The following is a 24,098-nucleotide window of genomic DNA, read 5'->3' on the forward strand; positions in this document are numbered from 1 at the left end:
GGTTATTCGCAGGTGGTATCGGCGGCGTTGGTCACCGACAGGTCGTCCGGCAGCTTGGTGGGCGTGCTGCCCGGGCTGCGATCGATCTGGACGGACAGCGACGAACCACTGGGCGCGGGAGTGGTCACCGACTTGAAGTCGGGGCCGAGCACCACCTGGACGACCTGCCCGTAGCCGGAAACCCGGGCAACCTTCGCGTTGCCGAACGCCGATGCCATCGTCGCGGCCGCCTGCTCGTTGCCGGGGGAGAAGAACACCGTCGTGGTGTTCACCGAACTCGGGTAGTCGTCGGGGGACATGACGTTGAACCCGTTGCGCTTGAGCTGGCTGGTGGCGGTGACGGCAAGCCCGCTCTGTGCCGTCGCGTTGGAGACCCGCACGGTGACCTCGTCCGGCGAGGTCGTCAACACCTGCTCGCGTCGTGCCTCGGGCGCGGCGCAGGGCGGCGCCGACTTCTTGGTCGTCGGTGCGGCCGACGCTCCCGTGGCCGGCGTCGTTGACAGGTTCTGCGCGTTCTGGTCGTTTTCTTCGGGCAGTGGATCGTCGTTGATGATCGCGTTGAAGAGAGCCTTCATGTCGGCCGTCCGCGGCGGTTCGTCGCCGTTCTGGTCGGTCACACCGGTGGGGACCGTGACGAACGTGAAGTGCCCGGCCGCCATCTTCTGCAGCGACTGACCCAGCTGAACCAGGTCTTTGGTCTGGACGTTGTCCACCTGGCTGTTGCTGATGAACATGTTGACGACGTTGTTGAGTTTGTTGAGGTCGGTCAGGGTGTCTTCGGAGATCAGGGCGCGCAGCAAGGACGACAGGAACAGCTGCTGGCGCTTGATGCGGCCGTAGTCACCGTTGAACTACGTGGTGACACGGGCCCGCACATAGTTCAGGGCCGTCGGGCCGTCGATGAGTTGGCGTCCGGAATGCTCGAGGACGGTACCGAGTTCATAGTCGTGCAGCGGGGTTTTGCTGCACACCTTGACACCGCCGAGCGCCTCGACCATCTTGGCGAACCCGGCGAAGTCGACGGCGATGAACCGGTTGATGCTCAACCCGGACAGCTTCTGGATTTCCTTCACCAGACACTTCGGGCCGCCAAAGGCGAACGCCGAGTTCAGCTTGGTCTCGGTGTAGACCATCTTGGGACCCCAGGTCTTCGTTTTCTCGTCGTAGAGGGGTCCGTACTTACCGGTCTCGGGATTCCACGCTTCGCACTGTATCGGAGTGATCGCCAGGTCGCGGGGGAACGAAACCGCTACCACGCGTTTGCGATTCGCCGGGATGTTGACCAGCATCACGGTGTCCGACCGGGCGCCGCCGGCGTCCTCGGTGTCGCCCGCGCCCATGTCGGCGTTCGCGCCGGAGCGCGAGTCCATCCCGACGATCAGGAAGTCTTCGTCGCCGTACTGCCCGCCCGGGTCGACGATGTCACCGGAGTCCGGGTCGAGTGCGTTGATGACGTTGAGTCGGTGGTTCTTCGACGCGCTCCACTGGTAGGCACCGCCGGTCACCGCCAGCGCCACCCCGGCACACAGGGCGGCCATCGAGCGGGCGGCAACCAGGATCGGCTTGCGGCGGGACTTGAGCGTCGGCGAGGCGTTCGCCGGAGATTTCGGGCGGCGGGTCCGCTTCGGCTTGAAGGGGCGCGATTCGGCCGACTCCTCGACCGGGAGGGCGAACTCGGGCTCGTGGGCGGGTGGATAGCTCGCGGGCTCGAGGTCGGGAACCTCCGAAACGACGTCGAGCGAGTAGGCAGGGATATCGATGACCTGGGTGTCCTGCAGGTCGGGCTGCGGCTCCGGATCGGGTTGGGCCGGTTCGTCGTCGAGGGCCGCGCGGCGGTGCCGGGTGCCGGTGCTGCTGGCGCCGACCCTGGCGATCAGGTCGGCGACGCTCAGCGCACCCGAGGCATGGCTTCCGCTTCGCTGCGCGTCGCGGGCCGACGGCTCGACGCGCTCGGCCGGGTCGTCTCCGGGTGTCTCGGCGGGCGGGTTGATCTGCCACCGGTGGACGCTGTCATCGACCAGTGGTTCGTAGAATCGCTCCCAGGGTGCGGCGCTCAAAGCCACGGGCGCGGCCGGGGTTGCCGGTGGACGATCGCGGGGGCCACGGCGATGGCCAAGAGTGGCGTCTACCTCGCCGTCACTCATGTTCTATCCGCCTCCGAAGCTCTGATGCCGCCGTCAGTGATGTCCGTGCGCCAATTCACCGCCGCGCCGCGCCAACAGCGCTGCAACTTCGCTACCGTCAGGTCGCGCCGTAATCCGTCGCCCGGAGCAGCGGGTTAAACCGCCCGCCACCCGAGCGCAATACGGCAAGGTCCACATCGTACTGACTTATCGCCGGAGACGCGATTTTGAGCGTGGTTCGGCTCAGCCGCCGGAGTGCATGACGTCGGCCCCGGCCGGAACCGTGCAGTCGTCGGGATCGTTCAGCCAGCCGTCGGGCAGGCTGACGCGCGCCGGTGAACCCTGCCGGCCCCGCGGCCCGGTCGCCGTCTCGGGGAACTCGACGGTGCCGTCCAGCCGGTCCAGCAGCGCGTCGAGCTCGTCGAGCGTCTTGACCAGGGCCAACGCGCGCCGCAGCTCGGATCCGGCGGGGAAGCCGTGCAGATACCAGGCGACGTGTTTGCGGATGTCGCGCATGCCCTTGTCCTCACCGAAATGCGCGGTGAGCAGCTCGCCGTGGCGGCGCACGATGTCCGCGACCTCGGCCAGCGTCGGCGGGGCGGGCGACGCAGCGCCGGTGAACGCGGCCGACAGTTCGGCGAACAGCCACGGCCGGCCCAGGCAGCCGCGGCCGATCACCACGCCGTCGCATCCGGTGCTGGCCATCATGGTCAGCGCGTCGCTGGCGTCGTAGATGTCGCCGTTGCCGAGCACCGGAATCGTCTTGACCTGCTGCTTGAGCAGGGCGATCTGCTCCCAGTCGGCGGAGCCGGAGTAGCGCTGCGCCGCGGTGCGGGCGTGCAGTGCGACGGCCGCCGCGCCCTCGGCTTCGGCGATGCGGCCGGCGTCGAGGTGGGTGTGGTGTTCGTCGTCGATGCCGATGCGGAACTTCACCGTCACCGGGATCCGGGTGCCTTCGGTGCCGCGCACCGCGGCGACCACGATCTGGCCGAGCAGCCGCCGCTTGAACGGCAGCGCCGCGCCGCCGCCGCGCTTGGTGACCTTGGGCACCGGGCAGCCGAAGTTCATGTCGATGTGGTCGGCCAGGCCCTCGTCGGCGATCATCTTGGCCGCCGCATAGGTGGTGGCGGGATCGACGGTGTAGAGCTGCAGCGAGCGCGGCGATTCGTCCGGGGCGAACGTCGTCATGTGCATTGTGGCCGGATGCCGGTCGACGAGGGCACGCGCGGTGACCATTTCGCACACGTACAGGCCGCTGACCGTGCCGACCTTCGACCGCTCGAGTTCACGGCACAGCGTCCGGAAAGCAACGTTGGTCACGCCTGCCATCGGGGCCAGCACCACCGGGCTGGCGAGCTCGATGGAACCGATGCGCACCGCTTGGCTACCGCCTGCTCATTGCCAGCTTGCCGGCGGTCTGGTGCAGCTCGAACGCGGTGACCTTCTTGCCGGTGCGAGCTTCCCTTTCGAGTTGGCGCTGCTTGGACACCTCGAACTTGTCGCAGGCCTCCTCGAGTTCCTTGATCAGCAGGGCAAGGTCGTCGCGCAACGCGGCGGCCTCGCCGGTGATGTCCTCGCGCTCGAACATGCGCCATTTCTTCAGCACCGGCATGACCACCTCGTCGAGGTGGATCCGCGGGTCGTAGACGCCGCCGACGGCGATGACCACGGCCTTGCGCCGGAACTCGGGCACCTGGTAGCCGGGCATCTGGAAGTTGCGCAGCACCTTGTGCAGCGACCTCGTCGCCTGGTTGGGGTCGATCTCGAAGCCGGCCTCGCTGACGTCGCGGTAGAAGATCATGTGCAGGTTCTCGTCGGCCGAGATCTTGCCCAGCAACTGGTCGGCGATCGTGTCATTGCAGGCCTTGCCCGTATTGCGGTGCGAAATCCGGGTCGCCAGCTCCTGGAAGGTCACGTAGATGACCGAGTCGAACAGGCTCTCGGCAAACAGGTCGGCTCGAACCTGGTGGTTTTGGCCCGGGCTGAAGCCCCGGTTGACCACCTCGATGCGCAGCTTCTCCAACTCGACTGGGTCGACCGCGCGGGTCACCACCAGGTAGTCGCGCAGCGCGATGCCGTGCCGGTTCTCCTCGGCGGTCCACCGGTTGACCCAGGTGCCCCAGGCGCCGTCCAAACCGAAGTTCATCGCGATCTCGCGGTGGTAGGAGGGCAGGTTGTCCTCGGTCATCAGGTTCTGCACCATCGCCACCTGCGCGACGTCGGACAGTTGCGATTGCCCAGGCTCCCAGTCCTGGCCGCCGAGGGCGTAGAAGTTCTTCCCGTCCGACCACGGGATGTAGTCGTGCGGGTTCCACGGCTTGTGCATGCTCAGGTGCCGGTTCAGGTACTTCTCGACGACCGGCTCAAGCTCATGCAGAAGCTGCAGATCGGTCAGGTCGGCTGACGCTGGCATGTCACTCCCAGTTATCTGTGTCTAATGGTTGCAGTCAATATATCTGTGTCGATCAGTAGCATCAAGTTCCGCCCGGGCGCGGCGGGTCACAACTTGACGTACTTATCCAGGTGCTTACGGGACGAACGGTGTTACTCGGATACCCCGTCCAGCGGCGGTACATACGGGGCCGCCGTGTTGAAAAGCATGTTGACGCAGTAATCGATGAATTGCTTGCGGGTGGCGCCGAGCTGTCGGTTCAGGTAGGCGGTGAACAGGCTGGTCAGGCCGCCGACCAGGCTGGTGGCGATCATTTTCTGCAGCACCGGGTCGCCGATGTTGGACAGCTTCTTCTGCAGCAGGTCGATGAAGCTGGGCATCCACTCGGCGCCCGACTGGGTCAGGATCGGCTCGACGGCCGGCACCAACAACAGCACACGCCCGCACCGGGTCGTCCACCATCAGCTCGACGAACTGCTCGACCGCTTCCCGGGGGGTGTTCGCCGAGGTGAGCGTCGTCATGGCGCGCGCGCAGACGTCGTCGTAGACGGCGCGCACGAACTCGTCGCGGTCGGAAAAGCTCTCGTAGAAGTACCGCTCGGTCAGGGCGGCCTTGCGGCAGACGGCCCGGACGGTCAGCACGGGCCCGCGCTCGCTGCCCAGCAGTTGCACGCCGGCGGCGATCAGGTTGTCGCGTCGGAGCGCGTGACGACTTTCCAGGGGGACGCCTGACCAACGGCCCCGTCGTTGACCGGACTGCACATCGCTCCTAAGCTTTGAATTGACAACGCACGTAGTCAGAATTTCGGCTAGCTACAGGAAACCCAACAGTGACCCAACATACGTCCGCGGCCTGCCCACTGACCAGCGCCGAAGCTGGTAGCGGCGCGACCAGTTTCCACACGGCGTCAATGCCTGTCGAGCGGGCCGACGCCGTCGCCGGCGGGTGCCCGGTGTCGCCGTCGGGATATCAGGCGCCGCCGGCGCCGCTCGGCCCGGATTCGTTGACGTGGCGCTACTTCGGAGATTGGCGCGGCATGCTGCAGGGGCCCTGGGCCGGCTCGATGCAGAACATGCATCCGCAACTGGGTGCCGCGGTCCTCGATCACTCCACATTTTTCCGGGAGCGCTGGCCCCGCCTGCTGCGGTCGCTGTACCCGATCGCCGGCGTCGTCTTCGATCAAGACCGCGCCCCGATCACCGGCGCCGAAGTGCGCGACTACCACGTCCAGATCAAGGGCGTCGACCACCAGGGCCGCCGCTACCACGCGCTGAACCCCGACGTGTTCTATTGGGCGCACGCCACCTTCTTCGTCGGGACTATCCATGTGGCAGAACGGTTTTGCGGCGGGCTGACCGAGGAGCAGAAGCGTCAGCTGTTCGACGAGCACGTCGACTGGTATCGCATATACGGCATGAGCATGCGTCCGGTGCCGGCGTCCTGGGAGGAATTCCAAGTCTACTGGGATCATATGTGCAGCAACGTGTTAGAGAACAACGAGGCGGCGCGAGCCGTGCTGGATCTGACCGACTTGCCCAAACCGCCGTTCGCCCGCAAGATGCCGGACTGGCTGTGGGCGGCCCAGCGCAAACTGTTGGCGCCGTTCTTCGTCTGGTTCACCGTCGGTCTCTACGATCCGCCGGTGCGCCGGCTGATGGGCTACCAGTGGTCGCGCCGTGACGACTGGCTGCACCGGCGCCTCGGCGATCTCGTTCGCCTCGTGTTCGCTTGTGTGCCAGCACGATTCCACAAGCACCCGCGGGCCAGAGCCGGTCTGGATCGTGCGTCCGGGCGGATCCCGGCGGACGCGCCGCTGGTGCACACGCCGGCACGCAACCTGCCGCCGCTCGACGAGCGCGGAAACCCAATGCACTACTGCCCCAACGCTTCCTAGCTCGACGTCTCGGGGATGACCGTCGACTTGCGCTGGCAGCCGTTGCGTTCGTTCCACATCCGATAGACCGCGACCGCGGCGTCGTGCGGCTGGTATCGCATCGGCAAGTGCCGCTGGTCCCAGCTCTTCGAGAACTCGTAATAAAACGTTGAGACTTCGAAGTATTTGCGGTCGTCGAGGTAGTACTGCTCATAGGACTCGCGGGTGATCAAGAAGATCACTTCCTTCGGTGAGCAGTAGTACAGCGAGCCCAGGCACATCGGGCACGGGTGGGCCAGCACATAGATGGTGGCGTCGACCAGATGCTCGGTGCCCAGCTTCATACACGCGTCGCGGATCGCGAGGATCTCGGCGTGAGCGGTCGGATCGTTGGTCTGTGCGACCTTGTTGGCGCTCTCGGCGAGGACTTCGCCGTCTTGGACTATCACCGTGGCGACCGGGCGGCCGCCCTCGGCGACGTTCTGGCGGGCCAGGTCGATGGTGCGTTGGGCGAAATCGGTCACGGGTCCTCCGGCGCACGGGCATCAGATAGTTGGGAGGGTAGTCCCGGCAGGTTCGTCCACCGGCGCTGTGGTAATAACTAGCCTATCTATGTTTATTGCGAATTCGGGTTAGGGGAGCAGCATGGCGCGCGCCGAAAGTGATCGCTGGGACCTCGCGACGAGCGTCGGGGCCACGGCAACCATCGTCGCCGCCCAGCGCGCGCTGTCCAACGACGAGAAGTTGATCGACGACCCGTACGCCGCGTCGTTGGTGCGGGCGGTCGGAATAGATGTGTACGTCCGATTGGTCAACGGGGAGATCCCCGTCGGCGGAAACGCCGACTTCGACCCGCGGCGGATGGCCGAGGCCATGGCCTGTCGCACCAGGTTCTACGACGAGTTCTTCCTTGCGGCCGCGCGCGGCGGCGTCGCTTAGGCGGTGATCCTCGCCTCGGGTCTGGATGCGCGTGCCTACCGCTTGCCGTGGCCGGCGGGCACCGTGGTCTACGAGGTCGACGTGCCCGCCGTGATCGAGTTCAAGACAGCGACCCTGGGCGAGCTCGGCGCCGCGCCGACCGCGGAGCGGCGCACGGTCGCGATCGATCTGCGCGACGACTGGGCCACCGCGCTGCAAGCCGCCGGATTCGACCCGAAGGTTCCGTCGGCCTGGAGCGCCGAGGGCTTGCTGGTGTATCTGCCGGACGAGGCGCAGGACGCGTTGTTCGACAACATCACCGAGCTCAGCGCCCAGGGCAGCCGGCTGGCCTTCGAATTCGTGCCCGACACAGCCATTTTCGCGGACCCGCGCTGGCGCGCTCACCACGACCGGATGGGTGAACTCGGCTTCGAGGTCGACTTCAACGATCTCGTCTACCACGGCCACCGCAGCCACCTCGTCGACCACGTCAAACAGCGGGGATGGGACGTGACCACCCGAACGGTCAAGGAGCTGCACGCGGCCAATGGCTTTCACTATCCCGACGACGAGGTCGCGCAGGCTTTCGCCGATGTGACCTATGCCAGCGCGGTGCTCACCCGGTAGGCCTCAGCCGACCAGGTCATCCTTGAGGCGGCTGGTGAGCATTTCCTGAAACATCGCGCGGGCCGGCTCGTAGAGATTGTGAAAAGTCGCCCGAACCGCGTCCCGGTTGTACTCGGGGATCGTGGTGGCCGGCGTCCAAAAGCTGTCGATGTCCAACTGGAAAAAGGGTCCGGGTTGCGCCGGCAAGGTCCTGCGCAGGTAGTAGTTCGGCTCGAGGGCCTGGCCCAGGCCGGGTCCGTAGCGCACGATCATCGATTTGCCGGGGTGCTGCTCGCGGTAGACGGCGGCGCCCAGCCATTCGGTCAGGGTCAGCCCACTCGGAGCGATGCGCTGCGGCCCCAGCAGGGGCTCGGCGATCCACTCGGCCCAGTCGATGCGACCGTCGGTGCCCAGCGGGACCCGGATCTCCAGGAGATACCGCAGCCCGATCCGTTCCACCCCGACGATCGAGGACACCTGCGCACGGGCGTCGATGACGCGCATCGCGACGTCCGACAACGCGTCGAAGGTGGAGTAGGCGGTGGTCTCGATGACGATCGCCTGGCGCTTGATCGAGGCGGCCAGCGTGCCGTCGCGGTTGACGTAGCGGGCGAACTGCTCGGCCGCCGGCGCCGGGTTACCCCCCGGGCCCATCGCCCAGGCCACGTCCTGAGCCTGGCGCTCGATGGGCAGGTCGTCGGTGAGCAGGCTTTTGAGTTCGCGGCTCGACGATTCGGTGAGGGGATCCGTTGCGGGGTGACGGATTTCCATCGTTACCAGGGCTGCGGGCGCGTTTTGCCAGGCCGGATCGACACTCACGTCGCGAAGCATAACCAAGCCACGTAGCGGTCAAACGAAGCCCGTTCCCCGCGTGGACGGCTGGGCTGTCATCTGCCCCACAAAGCGGTGGTGGGCCATATCCTTAACGCGCCAACGGTGCCGGAAGGGGTGTCGGATGCTCGGGAATCGGTTAGCCGCCTTGGTCGCGGCCTTCGCGCTAGTCCTGCCCGCCGCGCCGGCGGTGCCGGATCCTCAACCGCACATCGAGGAGAACGATCGGGAGCGCCGCACCGACGTCGTCGACCCGCCTCCGCCGCCCAATCCCGACGTCCCGCCCGACCTGGCGCCGCCGCCGCAGTAGCCGGCCGGGCGTAAGAACCACGCTTTGGTGCCCCCACTAGGACTCGAACCTAGGACCTGCGGATTAAAAGTCCGTAGCTCTACCAACTGAGCTATAGGGGCGGCGAATGTTCAGGATACTTGGGCTTCAAACGCGGCTCGAACGGCGCTCGTTTGAGGATTAGGCCTGCGGTGACCTATGCTGGCGTGGCTCCCAACGGTAGTTGGACTTTGGCCCCCATCGTCTAGTGGCCTAGGACGCCGCCCTTTCACGGCGGTAGCACGGGTTCGAATCCCGTTGGGGGTACTCGCGACGGCGGTAACGTCGAAGCGAGCAGTACAAGTAGGAAAGCAAGGCCCTGTGGCGCAGTTGGTTAGCGCGCCGCCCTGTCACGGCGGAGGTCGCGGGTTCGAGCCCCGTCAGGGTCGCCCATAAAGGCGAGGCACGTCATCGGTGCCTTCCGGGCCAGGTAGCTCAGTTGGTATGAGCGTCCGCCTGAAAAGCGGAAGGTCGCCGGTTCGATCCCGGCCCTGGCCACCATCGATTGGTTCGCGGCGCGTTTTTCCCGCACCCGGCGAGCTCCGTTCGACGCAATTAGGTTATGAGGCGTCGTTGGCAAACTTCGCGCTGTGACCTAGGAGAGCCCGTGGATCCACGGATCAGCAGGCGTTCGATGCTCGGCTTGTCGGTCGCGGGCGCCGTGGCCTTGGCGTTGCCCTCTTGCGGCAACCGGGAGCAACCCGAGGATCAAGGCCAAAATCAGAGCGAAGAGCCGGCCGACCTCGCCTCCTATGGCTACGACCCCGACGCCGCGGAACCCGGTGAGACGGAAAAGCCCAGGCGCCGTGGCGAAGTGCCGCCGGCCGCATCCGTCCCACAGGAATGGTTGCCCCCGGTCGGCCGGCAGACGATGCCGAACTGCTTCGTGTGGGCCTCGGTGTACGGCCTCGCGACGTTCTACGCGGCCCGCAAGAGCCGCACCGCGCCAACCAATCCGGAACGGCAGGCCGGACCCGACTACGCCTACATCCGTTACGAAATCGCGAACAAAACCGCCGAGAACACCTGTCACGGCGGTCAAATCACCAAATGTCTGGATTGGCTTCGAGCCAACGGCGGCACTCCGTCGTTGGCCGCGGCCCCCAACCGCAGGACGGGAGCCAAAGCAACGTGTCAAGTGGAGTGGTCGGAGTACGGCGCGCAGACAATTCCGCCGGATCCCAGCTTCCGCATCCCGGAGTACAAGTTGACGCGCATCACCGGCGCCGACGGTTTGAACAATGTTCGTACCGTCATCGCCTCCGGGGTGCCGATCGCCTTCGGCATGTCGCTTTACACCGACTTTCCGCACTACCGCGGCGAACCCTCGCCCTATGTCGGGAATGGAAAGTTGAGTCGCGACCGCAACGGCAAAAAAGCCGGCCATGTGATGCTGATCGTGGGCTACGACGACGCATACACGAACTCGACCGGGGCGGTGCGGATTCAGAACAGCTGGGGAAGACGTTGGGGCGAAAAGGGATTCGTGTGGATGGCGTACGACACGCTGGAAAAGCTGGCCCAGGGGCAGGGCGTCTACGTCCCCGATTCGGTCTAGGGATGCTACTTCGGCGGGAAGCCACCGGTGGCCACCGGTCCCCAGCGCCGCGGCGTGATGCGAATCAGACACTTGCCCTGATCCACCATGGCGCGACGGTAGTCCGCCCAGTCCGGGTGCTCTCCGGAGATCACCCGGAAATAGTCGACGAGCAGCTCCACCGCCTCGGGCAGGTCGATCACCTCCGCGTCGCCGTCGACCTGCACGTAGGGTCCGTTGAAATCATCGGAGAGAACGACCACGCTCGCCGACGGGGTGCGGCGGATGTTCACACTCTTGGCGCGCTGCGGGTAGCTCGCGATCACGATGCGGCCCTGTTCGTCGACGCCGCCGGTGACCGGTGAACTGTGCAACGACCCGTCCGACCGGAAGGTGGTCAGCAGCATCTTGTGTCTGGGCCGGATGAATTCGAGAAGTTCGGGAAGACCGACCACGTCCGCGGTCGCCGCTTTCGGAGCCATGAAACCCATCGTAGCGGCCGTCGACGTGGTCGCTCAGATACGTTGTAGCGCAACGTATCCGCGGCTAAATGGGTGTGACGATTTCCGAGGTGTAGAAGTCGATCGGTGTCTGCGAGTGCGGCGACGGGCGGTCAACGAAAACCCAGACGCCGGTGGAGTTCGCAGAAATCGGGCCTTCCAGCGTTGCCGTGCCCGCGCCGCTACCGTCGGTGTCGATTCCGCCGGCGGTGACCCCGACATCCGCGGCGCCGCATCCGGCAGACGTCCGGGGCGACTGGATCAGCCTGACGTTGTAGTGCGCTCCGGGCTCGGCGGCGATCAGTTGCACCTGTGCGACGACCCTGTTAGATCCGGTCCGGCCGATGACGGCCTGGCCGCTGCCCTTGCCCATCGTCGGCACGTTGACCGCCCAGGTGAAGTCGCACGCCCGAAACTTCGGTGTCAGCGGCACCAGGGACCCACCGGAATTGGCATCGGCGGCGGCCACACCCGTTGCGACGCAGAACAACGTGGTCCCAAGCATATCGGCGGCGACCAACGACATTGCGGGGATTCTTCGCATGGTTTCCTGACCGCCATTCCTGCCACATAGTGCGCTGCGAACCTATCAAAGCTAGTGAACGAACCCGGCTATAAATGGGCGGACCGTTAGGCAAATCACATGCCGCCCAATGTGAAATCCAGCTCACACATCATTGAGCGGCGCAGTCACCGCGAATCCGGGGTCGTCGCATTTAGTCATCGGCGACAACGCCTTTCATTTGCCGGTAGTAAATGACGTTCCCACCCGCCGCCCCAATTGTCTTCGGGTATTTCGTGAATCAGCGTCCAGACGTGAAAGGCTCGAGGGCCCTGCGTTTGATACCCAGCGCGCCATTGCTCCTTCGGGCCGGCGGCCGCGGGCTATCCGATCGGCTACCCCGGGACGATAAGTGATCCAACCGTTGTCGTCGCCGAGGGTGCATGCTCTAATCACTGGCCGGTCACGCAAAGGAACAGCCATGTCGACACGCCCTTCGACCACTTCAGCGGCGGCGCTCGCCGACGAGCTCCGTCGGCGCCTCCCCGGCGGGCGGGTGCTGACCGGCACGGCCTATGGCCAGAGCCGCCGAATCTGGAACGGCGCCATCGATCACGCGCCGGCGGTGATCGTGCGTTCGCAGACGCGGGCCGAGGTACAGACCGCCGTCCGCGCGGCGCGGCAGCACGGCGTGCCGTTGTCGGTGCGTGGCGGCGGCCACGACTGGGCGGGTCGGGCGCTGCGGGAGGGCGGTCTGGTGATCAATCTGACCGCGATGGCGCACGTCATCGTCGACCCGGACAGCCGCGTCGCGACCGTGCAGGGCGGTGTTACCGCGGGCGGCGTGAGCGGCGCGGCGTGAGCGGTGCGGCGCACCCACACGGACTGACCGCCGTGACCGGAACCGTTGGCGCAGTGGGCATGACGGGGTTGACGCTGGGTGGCGGTTATCGGCCGTTGCTGGGCCGCTACGGCCTGGCGCTGGACAATCTGCTCGGCGCCGAGGTGGTGCTTGCCGACGGCCGCGCGGTCACCGCCACGCAGCAGGAGGAACCCGAGCTGTATTGGGCGTTGCGCGGCGGCGGCAATTTCGGGGTGGTCACATCGCTGAGTCTGCGACTGCACCCGGTCCCGGAGGTAGTTGCGGGGCTCATCGTATACCCGTGGTCGGACGCCGTCCGGGTGTGGACACAGCTGGACGGCATCCTCGCCGCCGCACCGGACGAGCTCACCGTGCAAACCGGAATCCTGCCCGGGCCCGACGGAAATCCCACCGTGTTTGTGTCGCCGGTCTGGTGTGGTGATTCGTCGGACGGCGAGCGTGTCATCGAGCCGCTGCAGTCCCTGAGCACCCCGCTGACGGTGGGCGTGGCGCCGACCAGTTACGTGGACCTGCTACGCCAGTTCGACTCGTATGTCGTCGAGGGACGCCACTACGCGGCGCGGACTCGCAACGTCGGGCACTTCACACCGGAAGTCATCGCCGTGCTGTTCGGGGCGGGCTGGCGTCAAACATCAAGGTATTCAAGCATTATCGTGCACCACTTCCACGGCGCCGCGACGCGGGTTCCGCTCTCGAGTACCGCGTTCGGCCTGCGCTCGCCGCACCGCATGATCGAGATCGTGGCGACCTGGGAACCCGACGACGACCCGGCCGCACACGTCGATTGGGCGGACCGCGTCGATACCGAATTGGCTCCGCACGCCCTGCCCGGTGGCTACCCCAACATGCTCGGCCCGGACGCGCCCGAGCAGATCGCGCATGCATATGGCAGCAACGCGGCGCGCCTGGCTGCGGCAAAGCAGCAGTTCGACCCCGACGGCGTGTTTTCGGCCATTGCCTTACCGGCCTGATCGACCACCAGCGGCAACAATGGCTGGATGCGTGGTGCGCGCCCGGTTCGCTTGCTGGCGGTCGCCGTCGCGCTGGTCGCGGTATCCCAAGCCGCCACCGCGCGGGCGGGCCGCGACGTGCCGCCCGTCAGCGACGCGGCCCGCGCGGCCGGTTTCGTCGACGTGCGCACCGTCGTCCCCGACGCGATCGTCGACCTGCACTATGCGACCACGAACAACTTCACCCACACCCAGCTGTATCCGGCCGACGCCCGCTGCCTGGTGCACCAGTCGATGTCTCAAGGGCTCGCGACTGCCGCGTCGGCGCTTCGCCCGCAGGGGCATCTGCTGGTGTTCTGGGATTGCTACCGCCCGCACGACGTTCAGGTCCAGATGTTCAAGGTGGTCCCCAACCCGGCCTGGGTGGCGCGACCGGGCCCGTATGCGACCAGCCACGAATCGGGGTGTTCGGTGGACGTGACATTCACCAGTGTGGAGCCGCAGTGCCCGCCGCAACGTCGCGCCGGCGGGCTGTGCCTGGCCGACATGGGCACCGACTTCGACGATTTCACCCCGCGCGCAACGGCATTCGCGACGCAGGGGGTCAGTGCCGAGGCTCAGGCGAATCGGGCGCGGCTGCGCTACGCGATGAAATACGGCGGGCTGTCCCCCTGCTCCGGTGAGTGGTGGCATTTCGACGGGCCCGGCGCCGGCGTGCACCTCCCGACTCCCAACGTCCCGGTCGACTAGCTATCTCATATAGTGAGACAGCAGTTTCATAATATGATAACGTGTCGGTAGGATTATGGGCCATGAACGACGACCGCCGGGCCAGCTACATGCACGGCCATCACGAGTCGGTGCTGCGCAGTCACCAGCGGCGCACCGCGCAGGACTCCGCGGGCTACCTGTTGCCTTACCTGAAGCCGGGGCTGTCGCTTCTCGACGTGGGCTGCGGTCCCGGGACGATCACCGCGGACCTCGCGGACATCGTGGCACCCGGGCCCGTCACGGCCATCGATCAATCCGCCGACGTCCTCGACGTGGCCCGCGGCGAGGCCGAGCAGCGCAACCTGTCCAATGTCTCGTTCGCCACCGCGGATGTGGCGCGGCTCGACATGGCAGACGACACATTCGATGTCGTGCACGCACACCAGGTGCTGCAGCACGTCGGCGATCCGGTACGCGCGCTGGCCGAGATGCGCAGGGTGTGTGTGCCCGGCGGCATCGTGGCGGCGCGCGATGCCGACTACGCGGGGTTCGTGTGGTTCCCACGCCTTGCGGCACTGGACTTTTGGCGCGATATCTACCAGCAGGCGGCCCGCGCCAACGGCGGTGAGCCCGACGCCGGCCGGCGGTTGCTGTCGTGGGCGCTGGAAGCGGGCTTCGACGACGTCACTCCCACCGGAAGCCTGTGGTGCTATGCCACTGCCGAGACCCGCGAATGGTGGGGCGGAATGTGGGCCGACCGGATCCTGCACTCCGCCATCGCTCGCGACATTCTGCGATATGGCCTCGCCACCACCGCGCAGCTCGAGGAGATCTCGCAGGCGTGGCGGGAGTGGGCCGCGGCGAAAGACGGCTGGCTTGCCATACCGCACGGCGAAATTATTTGCCGTGCTTAGACATTCAGTCCAGAAATAGATCTGGAATCGGACTGTCCCCGCCGCCGTACCGGGACAGGTCCGTCACCCCGGCCGATCGCAGCACCTCGGAATCGATGTAGCAATTGCCGGTGGCTTCCCGAGCCGGGCGGGAGACGATTTCGACGGCCGCGTCGGCCATGATCTCGGGGCTGCGCGACGATTCGGCCAGCTTCTCACCGTCGGCCATGTTCGCCACCGCGGCGGTGGCGATATAAGTCTGCGGCCCAAGGCAATTCACGCCGATCCCATCGCCGGTGAATTCTGCCGACCAGCCCAGCGACAGCAGCGTCATCCCGTATTTGGACAGCGTGTAAGCCGGATGGGCGCCCAGCCAACGCAGGTTCATGTTCACCGGCGGTGAGATGGTCAGCACGTGCGGGTTGGCCGATTTTTGCAGATGCGGCACGCACGCCTTCGTCAGCAGGAACGTGCCCCGGCAGTTGATCTCCTGCATCAGGTCGTACTTCTTGGCCGACAGCCTCGCGGTCGGTTCCACCGCGATGGCGCTGGCGTTGTTCACGCAGACGTCGATGCCGCCGAACCGCTGCACCGCGGCGTCGACGGCGCGCTGCACGTCCTCTTCGCGGCGCACGTCGCCGACGACCGCCAGCGCCTTGCCGCCGGCGGCCTCGACATCGGCGGCCGCGGTGTGCACCGTTCCGGGCAGGCGGGGATGCGGGATGTCGGTCTTGGCCAGCAGCACCACGGCTCCGGCTGCCGCCGGAGATCACGACGGTGCGGTCGGCGAGCTTCCGGTCAGCCACTGGCATCTCCTTTGCCCTGGTCAGCGTGTGGTATTGGCATTCTCTTTTTTGCAAGTACGTTATTTATCGATGGATACTACGGCCCACACTCCCTCCGGCATCCCGCTGCGGCCCGTCTACGGGCCGGCGGACAGAAGTGCGGAACCTCCGGCGCCCGGAGAGTTCCCCTTCACCCGGGGCAGCTTCGCGTCCGGCTATCGCGGCAAGTTGTGGACTTTCCGCCAGTACTCCGGCTTCGGTACCGCCGAGGAATCCAACCGCCGCTACCGCTACCTGCTCGAGTAGGGCGGCACTGGGCTGTCGGTGGCCCTCGACCTGCCCACGCAGTGTGGGTACGACTCCGACGACCCCGAGTTCGGCGAGGAGGTCGGCCGGGTCGGTGCCGCCGACAATCGACCTGGCCGACTTCGAGATCCTGTTCGACGGCATCCCGCTGGACCAGCTCAGCACGAGCATGACGATCAACGGAACGGCGGCGATCCTGCTGGCGTCCTACGTCGCAGCCGCCGAGAAAAAGGGGATTCCGCGGGCGAAGCTCACCAAGACCATCCAGAACGACATCCTCAAGGAGTACGCCTCACGCGGAACCTGGATCTGGCCACCGGAACCGTCGCTGCGGTTGATCGCCGACACCATCGAGTTCTGCGCGGCCGAGGTCCCGAGGTTCAACGCGATTTCGGTGGCCGGCGCGCACTTCCGCGATGCCGGGGCCAACGCGGTGCAGGAGATGGCGTTCACCCTGGCCGACGGCGTCACCTATTGCGACCCCGTGGTCGAGCGGGGCCGCATGACCATCGACCAATTCGCACCGCAGATCTCTTTCTTCTTCTATACCCACGGCGACTTCTTCGAGGAGATCGCCAAATACCGTGCGGGACGGCGCCGTTGGGCCACGATCGTGCGGGAGCGCTACGGCGCCAAAACGGACAAGGCGGCGATGTTCCGGTTTGGCTGCGTCTGCGGTGGCACGTCGCTGTACGCGCCGCAAGCCCACAACAACATCGTGCGGGTCGCCTACGAGGCGATGGCCGCGGTGCTGGGCGGTGTCCAGTCGATGTTCACCGCGGCCTGGGACGAGCCGTTCGCGCTGCCCACCGAGGAAACCACGACACTGGCACTGCGCACCCAGCAGATCCTGGCGCACGAAACCGGCGTCGCCAGCGTCGCCGACCCATTGGACGGCTCGTATTTCGTCGAGGCGCTCACCGATGCCACCGAGGAGCGCATCATCGAGATCATGTCCGACCTCGAGCGGCACGGCGGAATGGTGCAGGCCATCGAGGACGGATACCTGCAGGGCCTGATCGCCGACGAAGCCTTCAACCTGCATCACGACATCGAGGCCGGTACCCGCCCCGTCGTCGGGGTCAACCGGTTCGTGACCGAGGAGCCCGAACACGATGTCGTCACCTACGAGCTCGACGCCGAAGGACGTGATCTGCAGCTCAAGCGGCTGTCGAAGGTCAAGGCAGAAAGAGATTCGGCCGCAGTGCAATCCAGCCTGGCCGCCTTGTCGCGTGCCGCCGAGGGGGACGACAACCTGATGCACAAGTTGATCGACTGCGCCAACGCCTACTGCACGGTCGGGGAGATGGTCTCCGCGCTCAAGGCGGTGTGGGGCGAATTTCAGCAACCGGTGGTGTTCTAGATGGCGGTGCGGATTCTGGTCGCCAAGCCCGGTCTGGACGGACATGACCGGGGCGCCAAGATCGCCGCCCGCACGTTGCGTGATGCCGGATTCGAGGTCATCTACACCGGCATCAGGCAACGCATCGAAGACATCGCGTCGATCGCGGTGCAGGAAGACGTCGCCATCGTCGGCCTGAGCATCCTGTCCGGTGCGCATCTGGCGCTGACCGCACGCACCGTCGAAGCGTTGCGCGCCGCTGACGCCGCCGACATCGCCGTCGTCGTCGGGGGAACCATCCCGTACGCCGACGTCCCCAAGCTGCTCTCCGTCGGCGCTGCCGCGGTATTCCCCACCGGGACACCGCTGGAGCACCTGGTGCGCGAAATCCGCGCCCTCACCGGCACGGCGGAATCGGAACCGAAGGAACCCGCGATGGAGGAACCGTGCGCGTCGGAGTGATGATCGGCGCCGAGCGTGGCGACATGGCCCGCAAGGTGGACAGGCTGGCCTCCGATATCGAGTGGGCCGAATCCGCGGGTCTGAACACCGCATGGATGCCTCAGGTACCCAACGACTTCGACTGCCTGACCATGGTGTCGCTGATGGCCGCGCACAGCTCGCGCAGCGAGCTGGGTACCGCGGTGGTGCCGCTGCAGGCGCAGCACCCGATTGCCCTTGCCCGTCAGGCGCTCTCGACGCACGCGGTGTCGGGTGGACGACTGGCGCTCGGTGTCGGACCGTCGCACCACTGGATCATCCGGGACATGCTGGGCTTGCCGTACGAGAAGCCGGCCGCCTACACCCGCGACTACCTGCAGGTGCTCAATGCCGCGGTCGCCGATCCGGGATCGGTTGACGTCGAGAATGACTCGTTCACGGTGCACAACCCGATGGCGATCGGGGCCGATACCCCGATGCCGGTGCTGGTCGCCGCGCTGGGGCCGGTGATGCTGCAGATCGCCGGCGAGCTCGCCGACGGCACCGTGTTGTGGATGGCCGACGAGCGGGCGATCGGTGACCACATCGCACCGAAGATCACCAAGGCCGCCGCCGACGCCGGTCGCCCGGCGCCGCGCATCATCGCGGGCATTCCGGTGTGCCTGCGTGCGCCTTCACAAGTCGAGGTGGCCAAGGAGCGGGCCAATCGCATCCTGGGCGAAGCCGAGGTGTCGCCCAACTACCAGCGACTGCTCGACCGCGGCGATGCGCGCGATGTCGGCGATCTGTGCGCGGCCGGCGACGAGGAAGCCATCCTGGCCCGGATGCGCCGGTTCGCCGACGCCGGTGTGACCGATCTGTCGGTGCGGCTGCTGCCGATCGGCGACAACCGGGACGAGTTGGTCGCTTCCAAGCGCCGCACCCGTGAAGTGATCGCATCCCTCGCAGCGGAATTGCGGTGACTGGCAACAACACCGGACCGCTGGCAGGGATACGCATCCTGGAAGTCGGCACCATGCTGGCGGGCCCGTACGCCACCATGCTGCTCGCCGATCTCGGTGCCGAGGTCATCAAGATCGAGCCCGTCGGCGGCGAGATCTCCCGCAGTGTCGGTGCCACCTACTTTGCCAGCCTCAATCGCAACAAGTCCAGCATCGTCCTCGACCTGAATTCCGAAGCAGGACAACAGCGTTTGGGCGAATTGGTCGGCCAGGCGCATGCGCTGCTGGTGAACCTGAAGCCGTCGGCGATCCGCCGGCTGGGTCTGACCTACGACGAGTTGCGGCGGCACAACGAGAAGATCGTCTGCGTGGCGATCACCGGCTTCGGGTTGTACGGCGGCGACGACCCGGCCTTCGATTACGTGGTGCAGGCCGGCGTCGGCACCGCGGCGCTGACCGGCGACCCGGACGGCCCGCCGACGCTGCCCGGTTACTCCTCGGCCGATAATTCCACCGGAATGACTGCGGCGCTGGGACTTTTGGCCAAGATCATCTCCGGAACCGGCGGGCAAGTGGATGTGTCGCTGCGCGACGTGATGCTCTCACAGCTTAACTACCACGCGTCGGCCTACCTCAACAGCGGCGTCGAGCCGCAGCGCCGGCCGTACGGGGCTCACTCGTATTACGTTCCGGCTCAGCTCTTTCCGACTGCCGAGGGTTATCTGGCGCTGTTCATCACCCACGACGGCTTCTGGAAGTCGTTTGCCGCCGAGGCGGGCATCGGGGGCTTCGCAACGAGGGCCGAGCGAGTCGCCCGCCGCGACGAAGTGCTGGCGGTGGTCACGGCGATGCTGGCGACCGACTCCGCGAGCGGCTGGGAACGACGGCTGCGGCTGCTGGGCGTTCCGGCGGCGGCGGTGCGCACCCTGCCCGAGGCGCTCGAGGCGACGCCGGAAGTGGTTGCTACCGCCGGGGAATTCCGCCTCGTCGGCAGCCCGATTCACGTATCCGGCTATCAGCCCGAGTATCGGCCGCCGCCGGAATTGAGTTAGCCGCCCGGCGTCGAGTTGTTGGGAGTAAATTCGGGCAATTTCGCGCGCAACAAGTCGACGTTCGCCGTCACGTCGACGGCGCGGTGAGGTAGGCTTCGGCCAGCTTGCGGAACGCCCCGACCAGTCGGCCGCGGTCCCCGGCGCGGGTCGCCAACACGACATGGCTGGGCTCCACGTTTTCCAGGGGGACAGTCGTGATGTCGGGTCGCAGTCTGCTGCCGTGAAAGCCGGCCATGACGGCGACCGCCTGCCCGGAGGCGATGAGCTCGAATTTGTCCTCGAGCGCATCGATGAACGGACCGTCGGGTGCCCGGCGTCCATTCGGCCGAGGATCGATGCGCCAGAAGGCACTCCACGCCGGATCGGAGTGCCGTAGCCGCGGCATGGGCTCGTCGGCGATGTCGTCGAGGGTAACCGACTTGCGGCCCGCCAGGCGGTGATCGACGGGCACCGCCAGGACCCGCGGCTCGTCGTAGAGGATCGTCACGTGCAACCCGTCGGTCGGAAACAGCAGCCGGGTGACCACCGCATCCACGTGATGGCCGAGCAGTGCCTGGCGCGCGCGGTTCCAATCCAGGTGCGTCACTTGCACATCGGCGTCGGGATGTTCACGACGCAGCTCGCGCACCGCCGGGGTGACGATCATCCCCGTCGTGTACCCGACGATGATGCGGTGCGGTTGCGCGGCCGCCCGCGCCTGCGCCGTCGCCTGGGCGGCCGAGCGCAGCAGAGACTTGGCCCGGGGCAGGAACACGTCGCCGGCTTCGTCAGTCGGGTGCCCTGGGGCGTGCGGTCCAACAGGCGGACACCGAGCTGCTGTTCGAGGCGGCGGATCTGGCGGCTCAACGACGGCTGCGCGATGCGCAGCGCGGCGGCGGCACGACCGAAATGCCGGTGCTCGGCCACCACCACGAAGTATCCGACCAGCCGCAGATCGAGATCCACCTCCGGCAATGCCCTATCCGTCATGGCGTCATCCTATCCCGACGTCGCGAAAGGGTTATCTAACTGCGGTGATACCTAAATTGCATCGCGTCATCTGGGAGAGGTCTTGGACAGGTTCCGGGAGCTGGCCGTCTACTGGGTGTGACGAACGAGAGGCAATCGAAGGGAAACATCCATGCGTGTCTTTGTGACCGGCGCGTCCGGACACATCGGGTCGGCCGTCGTCGAAGAACTCCTGGAAGCCGGCCACCACGTCACCGGCCTGGCCCGCTCCGACTCATCCGACGCGGCACTGAGGGCCAAGGGTGCCGCGGTGCACCGGGGCGACCTCGACGATCTCGACGGCTTGCGCGAGGCGGCCGCGGCGGCCGACGGGGTTATTCACCTCGCCTTCAAACACGACTTCGACGACTTCGTCGGCGCTGCGACGACGGACCTGCGCGCCGTCCAAGCCATCGGGGAGGCGCTGGCCGGTTCCGACCGGCCGTTTGTCAGCACGTCGGGCACGCTGCTGCTCGCGCTAGTGGGCCAGAGCGTCGCTACCGAGCAGGACACGCTGCCCAGCGAACCGCGAGTCGACTCGGAGAACGCCGTCATCGCACTGGCCGAGCGCGGGGTGCGATCGTCGGTGATCCGGCTGTCACCGCTGGTGCACAGCGACCTCGATCACCACGGGTTCGCTCACCACTTGATCAACACCGCCCGGGCCAACGGGAAGTCCGCTTACCTCGCCGACGGCGCCAACCGCTGGCCCGGCGTCCACACCCTCGACGCCGCGCACCTGTACCGGTTGGCGCTCGAAAATGCGCCCGCGGGAACGCGTTTGCACGGCGTCGCCGACGAGGGAGTGCCGTTCCGTGACATCGCCGCTGTCATCGGGCGCCACCTGAACGTCCCGACGGTCAGCATTCCTACGGAAGAAGCCGGTCATTTCGGCTTCCTCGCGCTCTTTGCGGCACTGGACAACCCGACGTCCAGCGCCTTGACGCAGAAGGTGCTGGATTGGCATCCGGAGCGCGCCGGCCTGCTCGAGGATCTCGACGCCGGCCATTACTTCGGCCAGTGAGCGAACCATGGCATAAGCGAGCTCGAGCGGTTGGCGCCGACGCTGGTTAGGGTGCACGCCTGACCAGTCGACGCTCTACGTCAAGATCTGGCCAGCTGCTTCTCCTCGTAGAGCCGCGCCCACTCGGCGCGCGGCCGGATCGACACGTCTACGTCAGTCGCCTTGGCGCGCAGGGCCTTAACGGTCGCCTGAGCGCGGGGCGTGTGGGCGAACGGGTCCCAGCTGAAGAACCGGCAGGCGTTGGCCCAGGTGATCTTGTTGATGTCGGAGTCGTCGGCGCCGGCGGCGTTCAGCTCGGCCAGCACGTGCTCGGGCGCGTCGGGCCAGAAGCAGTCCGAATGCGGGTAGTCGCACTCCCAGGCGATGATGTCGATGCCGATCTCGTGACGCAACCGCAACGACGTCTTGTCGGTGACGTAGCAGGCCAGCGCGTGCTCGCGGAAGACCTCGCTGGGCAGTTGAGAGCCGAAGTCGCGGCGCAGCCACTTCTGGTTGGTGTAATGGCGGTCGCTGCGGTCCAAATAGAAAGGAATCCAACCGATCCCACCTTCGGAGAAGGCGAATTTCAGGTCGGGATAGTTGCGCATCGCCGGACCCCACACCAGATCCTGTGCGCACATCGCCGAAACCTGAGTGGCCAGAATGATCATGTTGTCGATCGGCGCGTTCGGAGCCATGCTGATCGCCCCGAACCCGGTGCCGATGTGCAGACACATCACCACGTTGCATTCGGACAGCGTGCGGAACACCGGACCCCAGTAGTCCTCGTCGTGGTAGCTCGGAAGGCCTTCCAGATGCGGCAATTCCGGCATCGTCACCGCCCGGCAGCCCTTGGCCGCGACCCGGCGGATCTCGGCGCTCATCGCCTCCGGATTCCATGTCGGCAGGATGGCGATGGGGATGAAACGGCCCGGGTAGGAGCCGGCCCACTCGTCGATGTGCCAGTCGTTGTAGGCCGACACCATCACCAGCGTCGCTTCCTCACGGTGCATGTTGAGGTGGCGCGCGGAGAAGCCGGTGAACGTCGGGAAGCACATCGACGCGAGGATGCCGTTGCGGTTCATGTCCCGAACGCGCTCGTGGACGTCGTAGACGCCGGGGCGCATCTCGGCGAAACCGGCGGGGTCGCGGCCCCATTCCTGGGCCGGCCACGACACCACGGCGTTCAGCCCGCTCACACCCTGCGGCCGGCCCTGGTACATCCACTGGTCGACGCCCTTGTCGTCGACCACCACGCTCGGGGCCTCGGCCTTGTACTTGGCGGGTACATGGCGCAGGAACATGTCCGGTGGCTCGACGACGTGGTCGTCGATGCTCACCAGGATCAGGTCGTCGACATCCATTCAGGGATTCCTCTCCCAGACGGCGGCCGGCTAGCCGCCGCACTCGATCGTCGTTGCCAGCAGCCGGGGGACCGGCGCGGGATCCAACAGCAATGCATCCGACATCGTCAGATTGCCGGCATTGGCGATCATGTTGTCCAGGACGGCTTGCAGATCGTCGCCCTCGATCTCGTAGATGGCGACGTAGGGACCCTCACCGTTGACCGGACGCAGCCGTCGCGCCGAGACGATTCCGTCCAGAGCCAGCAGCTCGGGCAAATGAACTTCGTCGTACCAGGTGTTGTATTCCTGTTCGCGTTCGGGCGAACTGGGCCGGCTCTCCACGAGCATGATGCCCTTGGCCATTGACGCCACCTCTTTCGTGACTATTCGTAGCGCACCGTGATCGAATCCGAATCGAGCACGCCCTGGCAGGTCAAAATGTAGCCCTCGTCGACCTCGTCGTCGTCTCAAAATGTAGCCCTCGTCGACCTCGTCGTCGTCGAGAGCGTCGTTGATCCGCATCGTCGCGTGCCCGCTCTCGAGGCGGGCCATGCACGTGCCGCAGTTGCCGGCCTCGCAGTTGAACGGGGGATCCAGGCCCGCCCGGCGGGCGCTTTCCAGGAGCGTCTCGCCGGGAACCAGCGACACCGTCGCCTTCTTGCGCTCCAGGTAGATCGTCACCGTGCCGGGCTCGGCACCGTGTGATGTGGGATCTGCCACCCTTGGAGTCTCCTCGATCGTCGCGGTGAGCGCCGCGCGCTGGAACGCGTCGGGTTCGCCGTTGGCCCCCCGGCCCATACTTGCGTTCTTCAGTATAGAGAATGCTATTCTCACTAGACGATAGCAT

Annotated in this window: 19 protein-coding genes, 4 tRNA genes and 7 pseudogenes; 16 read left to right on the top strand and 14 right to left on the bottom strand. The window is 66.3% G+C overall.

The window, feature by feature from the left end:
* Positions 1-2 precede the first annotated feature (2 nt).
* The 4 genes and pseudogenes from T428_RS29950 to T428_RS29955 all read right to left on the bottom strand — a co-directional run bounded on the left by T428_RS29950 (position 3) and on the right by T428_RS29955 (position 5,277).
* Positions 3-2,144, bottom strand: a pseudogene (locus T428_RS29950) (LCP family protein).
* Between the two features lie 222 nt (positions 2,145-2,366).
* Positions 2,367-3,500, bottom strand: a complete 1,134-nt coding sequence (dusB, locus tag T428_RS0120945; RefSeq protein ID WP_025738019.1) for a tRNA dihydrouridine synthase DusB — start codon at positions 3,498-3,500, stop codon at positions 2,367-2,369.
* A gap of 7 nt (positions 3,501-3,507) precedes the next feature.
* The gene (locus tag T428_RS0120950) at positions 3,508-4,536 is read right to left on the bottom strand and encodes an acyl-ACP desaturase (protein ID WP_025738020.1); all 1,029 of its coding nucleotides are present in this window, start codon (positions 4,534-4,536) and stop codon (positions 3,508-3,510) included.
* Between the two features lie 131 nt (positions 4,537-4,667).
* Positions 4,668-5,277 (bottom strand): annotated as a pseudogene (locus T428_RS29955) (TetR/AcrR family transcriptional regulator).
* 68 nt (positions 5,278-5,345) lie between these two features.
* Between T428_RS29955 and T428_RS0120960 the strand changes: the two are divergent.
* Positions 5,346-6,410 carry an oxygenase MpaB family protein gene (locus tag T428_RS0120960; protein ID WP_025738021.1) on the top strand — a complete coding sequence of 355 codons (1,065 nt, stop codon included), beginning with the start codon at positions 5,346-5,348 and terminating at the stop codon, positions 6,408-6,410.
* Here the strand turns inward: T428_RS0120960 and T428_RS0120965 are convergent.
* Complete coding sequence (locus T428_RS0120965) at positions 6,407-6,913, bottom strand: nucleoside deaminase (protein WP_025738022.1); 507 nt, start codon at positions 6,911-6,913, stop codon at positions 6,407-6,409. The genes T428_RS0120960 and T428_RS0120965 overlap by 4 nt on opposite strands.
* 121 nt (positions 6,914-7,034) lie before the next feature.
* Between T428_RS0120965 and T428_RS29960 the strand changes: the two are divergent.
* A pseudogene (locus T428_RS29960) lies at positions 7,035-7,934 on the top strand (SAM-dependent methyltransferase).
* Positions 7,935-7,937: 3 nt separating this feature from the next.
* On the opposite strand, the gene T428_RS0120975 reads toward T428_RS29960, so the two are convergent.
* A complete protein-coding gene (locus T428_RS0120975) occupies positions 7,938-8,732 on the bottom strand; it encodes a TIGR04255 family protein (RefSeq protein WP_425412064.1) in 795 nt (264 codons plus the stop codon).
* A gap of 136 nt (positions 8,733-8,868) precedes the next feature.
* On the opposite strand from T428_RS0120975, the gene T428_RS32945 reads away from it, so the two are divergent.
* Positions 8,869-9,054: a hypothetical protein gene (locus tag T428_RS32945; protein ID WP_139830142.1), complete on the top strand. Its 186-nt coding sequence runs from the start codon at positions 8,869-8,871 to the stop codon at positions 9,052-9,054.
* 25 nt (positions 9,055-9,079) lie between these two features.
* Here T428_RS32945 and T428_RS0120985 read toward each other — a convergent pair.
* A tRNA-Lys gene (locus T428_RS0120985) sits at positions 9,080-9,155 on the bottom strand.
* A 111-nt stretch (positions 9,156-9,266) separates the two neighbouring features.
* On the opposite strand from T428_RS0120985, the gene T428_RS0120990 reads away from it, so the two are divergent.
* From T428_RS0120990 to T428_RS0121005, 4 genes are all read left to right on the top strand, one after another.
* Positions 9,267-9,339: transfer RNA gene (locus T428_RS0120990), tRNA-Glu, on the top strand.
* Positions 9,340-9,387: 48 nt separating this feature from the next.
* Positions 9,388-9,461, top strand: a tRNA-Asp gene (locus T428_RS0120995).
* A 35-nt stretch (positions 9,462-9,496) separates the two neighbouring features.
* Positions 9,497-9,573, top strand: a tRNA-Phe gene (locus T428_RS0121000).
* 106 nt (positions 9,574-9,679) lie between these two features.
* Complete coding sequence (locus T428_RS0121005; RefSeq protein WP_025738024.1) at positions 9,680-10,630, top strand: C1 family peptidase; 951 nt, start codon at positions 9,680-9,682, stop codon at positions 10,628-10,630.
* A 5-nt stretch (positions 10,631-10,635) separates the two neighbouring features.
* Here the strand turns inward: T428_RS0121005 and T428_RS0121010 are convergent, their stop codons facing one another.
* Positions 10,636-11,091 (bottom strand): PPOX class F420-dependent oxidoreductase, encoded by a 456-nt coding sequence (locus T428_RS0121010; protein WP_025738025.1) that lies wholly within the window; start codon positions 11,089-11,091, stop codon positions 10,636-10,638.
* 64 nt (positions 11,092-11,155) lie between these two features.
* The gene (locus tag T428_RS0121015; RefSeq protein ID WP_051465307.1) at positions 11,156-11,635 is read right to left on the bottom strand and encodes a hypothetical protein; all 480 of its coding nucleotides are present in this window, start codon (positions 11,633-11,635) and stop codon (positions 11,156-11,158) included.
* 457 nt (positions 11,636-12,092) lie between these two features.
* Here T428_RS0121015 and T428_RS33745 point away from each other — a divergent pair, with 457 nt between their 5' ends.
* From T428_RS33745 to T428_RS0121030, 4 genes are all read left to right on the top strand, one after another.
* Positions 12,093-12,473 carry an FAD-binding oxidoreductase gene (locus T428_RS33745; protein ID WP_211243988.1) on the top strand — a complete coding sequence of 127 codons (381 nt, stop codon included), beginning with the start codon at positions 12,093-12,095 and terminating at the stop codon, positions 12,471-12,473.
* Positions 12,474-12,505: 32 nt separating this feature from the next.
* Positions 12,506-13,465, top strand: a complete 960-nt coding sequence (locus tag T428_RS29965) for an FAD-binding oxidoreductase (RefSeq protein ID WP_211243989.1) — start codon at positions 12,506-12,508, stop codon at positions 13,463-13,465.
* Between the two features lie 27 nt (positions 13,466-13,492).
* On the top strand, positions 13,493-14,194 hold the full coding sequence (locus tag T428_RS0121025; RefSeq protein ID WP_025738027.1) for a M15 family metallopeptidase: 702 nt from the start codon (positions 13,493-13,495) through the stop codon (positions 14,192-14,194).
* 62 nt (positions 14,195-14,256) lie between these two features.
* Positions 14,257-15,069, top strand: coding sequence for a methyltransferase domain-containing protein (locus T428_RS0121030; RefSeq protein ID WP_025738028.1), 813 nt, complete (start codon positions 14,257-14,259; stop codon positions 15,067-15,069).
* A gap of 4 nt (positions 15,070-15,073) precedes the next feature.
* Here the strand turns inward: T428_RS0121030 and T428_RS29970 are convergent.
* Positions 15,074-15,854, bottom strand: a pseudogene (locus T428_RS29970) (SDR family oxidoreductase).
* Between the two features lie 69 nt (positions 15,855-15,923).
* Here T428_RS29970 and T428_RS29975 point away from each other — a divergent pair.
* From T428_RS29975 to T428_RS0121055, 4 genes and pseudogenes are all read left to right on the top strand, one after another.
* Positions 15,924-17,502: pseudogene (locus T428_RS29975) on the top strand (methylmalonyl-CoA mutase family protein).
* Complete coding sequence (locus T428_RS0121045) at positions 17,503-17,943, top strand: cobalamin-dependent protein (protein WP_025738029.1); 441 nt, start codon at positions 17,503-17,505, stop codon at positions 17,941-17,943.
* Positions 17,928-18,884 carry an LLM class F420-dependent oxidoreductase gene (locus tag T428_RS0121050; RefSeq protein ID WP_025738030.1) on the top strand — a complete coding sequence of 319 codons (957 nt, stop codon included), beginning with the start codon at positions 17,928-17,930 and terminating at the stop codon, positions 18,882-18,884. Before T428_RS0121045 ends, T428_RS0121050 begins: the two co-directional genes overlap by 16 nt.
* On the top strand, positions 18,881-19,915 hold the full coding sequence (locus tag T428_RS0121055; RefSeq protein ID WP_025738031.1) for a CaiB/BaiF CoA transferase family protein: 1,035 nt from the start codon (positions 18,881-18,883) through the stop codon (positions 19,913-19,915). Before T428_RS0121050 ends, T428_RS0121055 begins: the two co-directional genes overlap by 4 nt.
* A 67-nt stretch (positions 19,916-19,982) precedes the next feature.
* On the opposite strand, the pseudogene T428_RS29980 reads toward T428_RS0121055, so the two are convergent.
* A pseudogene (locus T428_RS29980) lies at positions 19,983-20,884 on the bottom strand (LysR family transcriptional regulator).
* 151 nt (positions 20,885-21,035) lie between these two features.
* Between T428_RS29980 and T428_RS0121065 the strand changes: the two are divergent.
* A complete protein-coding gene (locus T428_RS0121065; RefSeq protein ID WP_025738032.1) occupies positions 21,036-21,926 on the top strand; it encodes an SDR family oxidoreductase in 891 nt (296 codons plus the stop codon).
* Between the two features lie 80 nt (positions 21,927-22,006).
* Here T428_RS0121065 and T428_RS0121070 read toward each other — a convergent pair whose 3' ends face one another.
* The 3 genes and pseudogenes from T428_RS0121070 to T428_RS29985 form a co-directional block, all read right to left on the bottom strand.
* Positions 22,007-23,269: an amidohydrolase family protein gene (locus T428_RS0121070; protein WP_025738033.1), complete on the bottom strand. Its 1,263-nt coding sequence runs from the start codon at positions 23,267-23,269 to the stop codon at positions 22,007-22,009.
* Between the two features lie 30 nt (positions 23,270-23,299).
* Positions 23,300-23,614 (bottom strand): DUF4286 family protein, encoded by a 315-nt coding sequence (locus T428_RS0121075; protein WP_025738034.1) that lies wholly within the window; start codon positions 23,612-23,614, stop codon positions 23,300-23,302.
* Positions 23,615-23,634: 20 nt separating this feature from the next.
* Positions 23,635-24,049 (bottom strand): annotated as a pseudogene (locus tag T428_RS29985) (2Fe-2S iron-sulfur cluster-binding protein).
* Positions 24,050-24,098 lie beyond the last annotated feature (49 nt).

The sequence above is a fragment of the Mycobacterium genavense ATCC 51234 genome (genome assembly GCF_000526915.1).
Taxonomy (GTDB): domain Bacteria; phylum Actinomycetota; class Actinomycetes; order Mycobacteriales; family Mycobacteriaceae; genus Mycobacterium; species Mycobacterium genavense.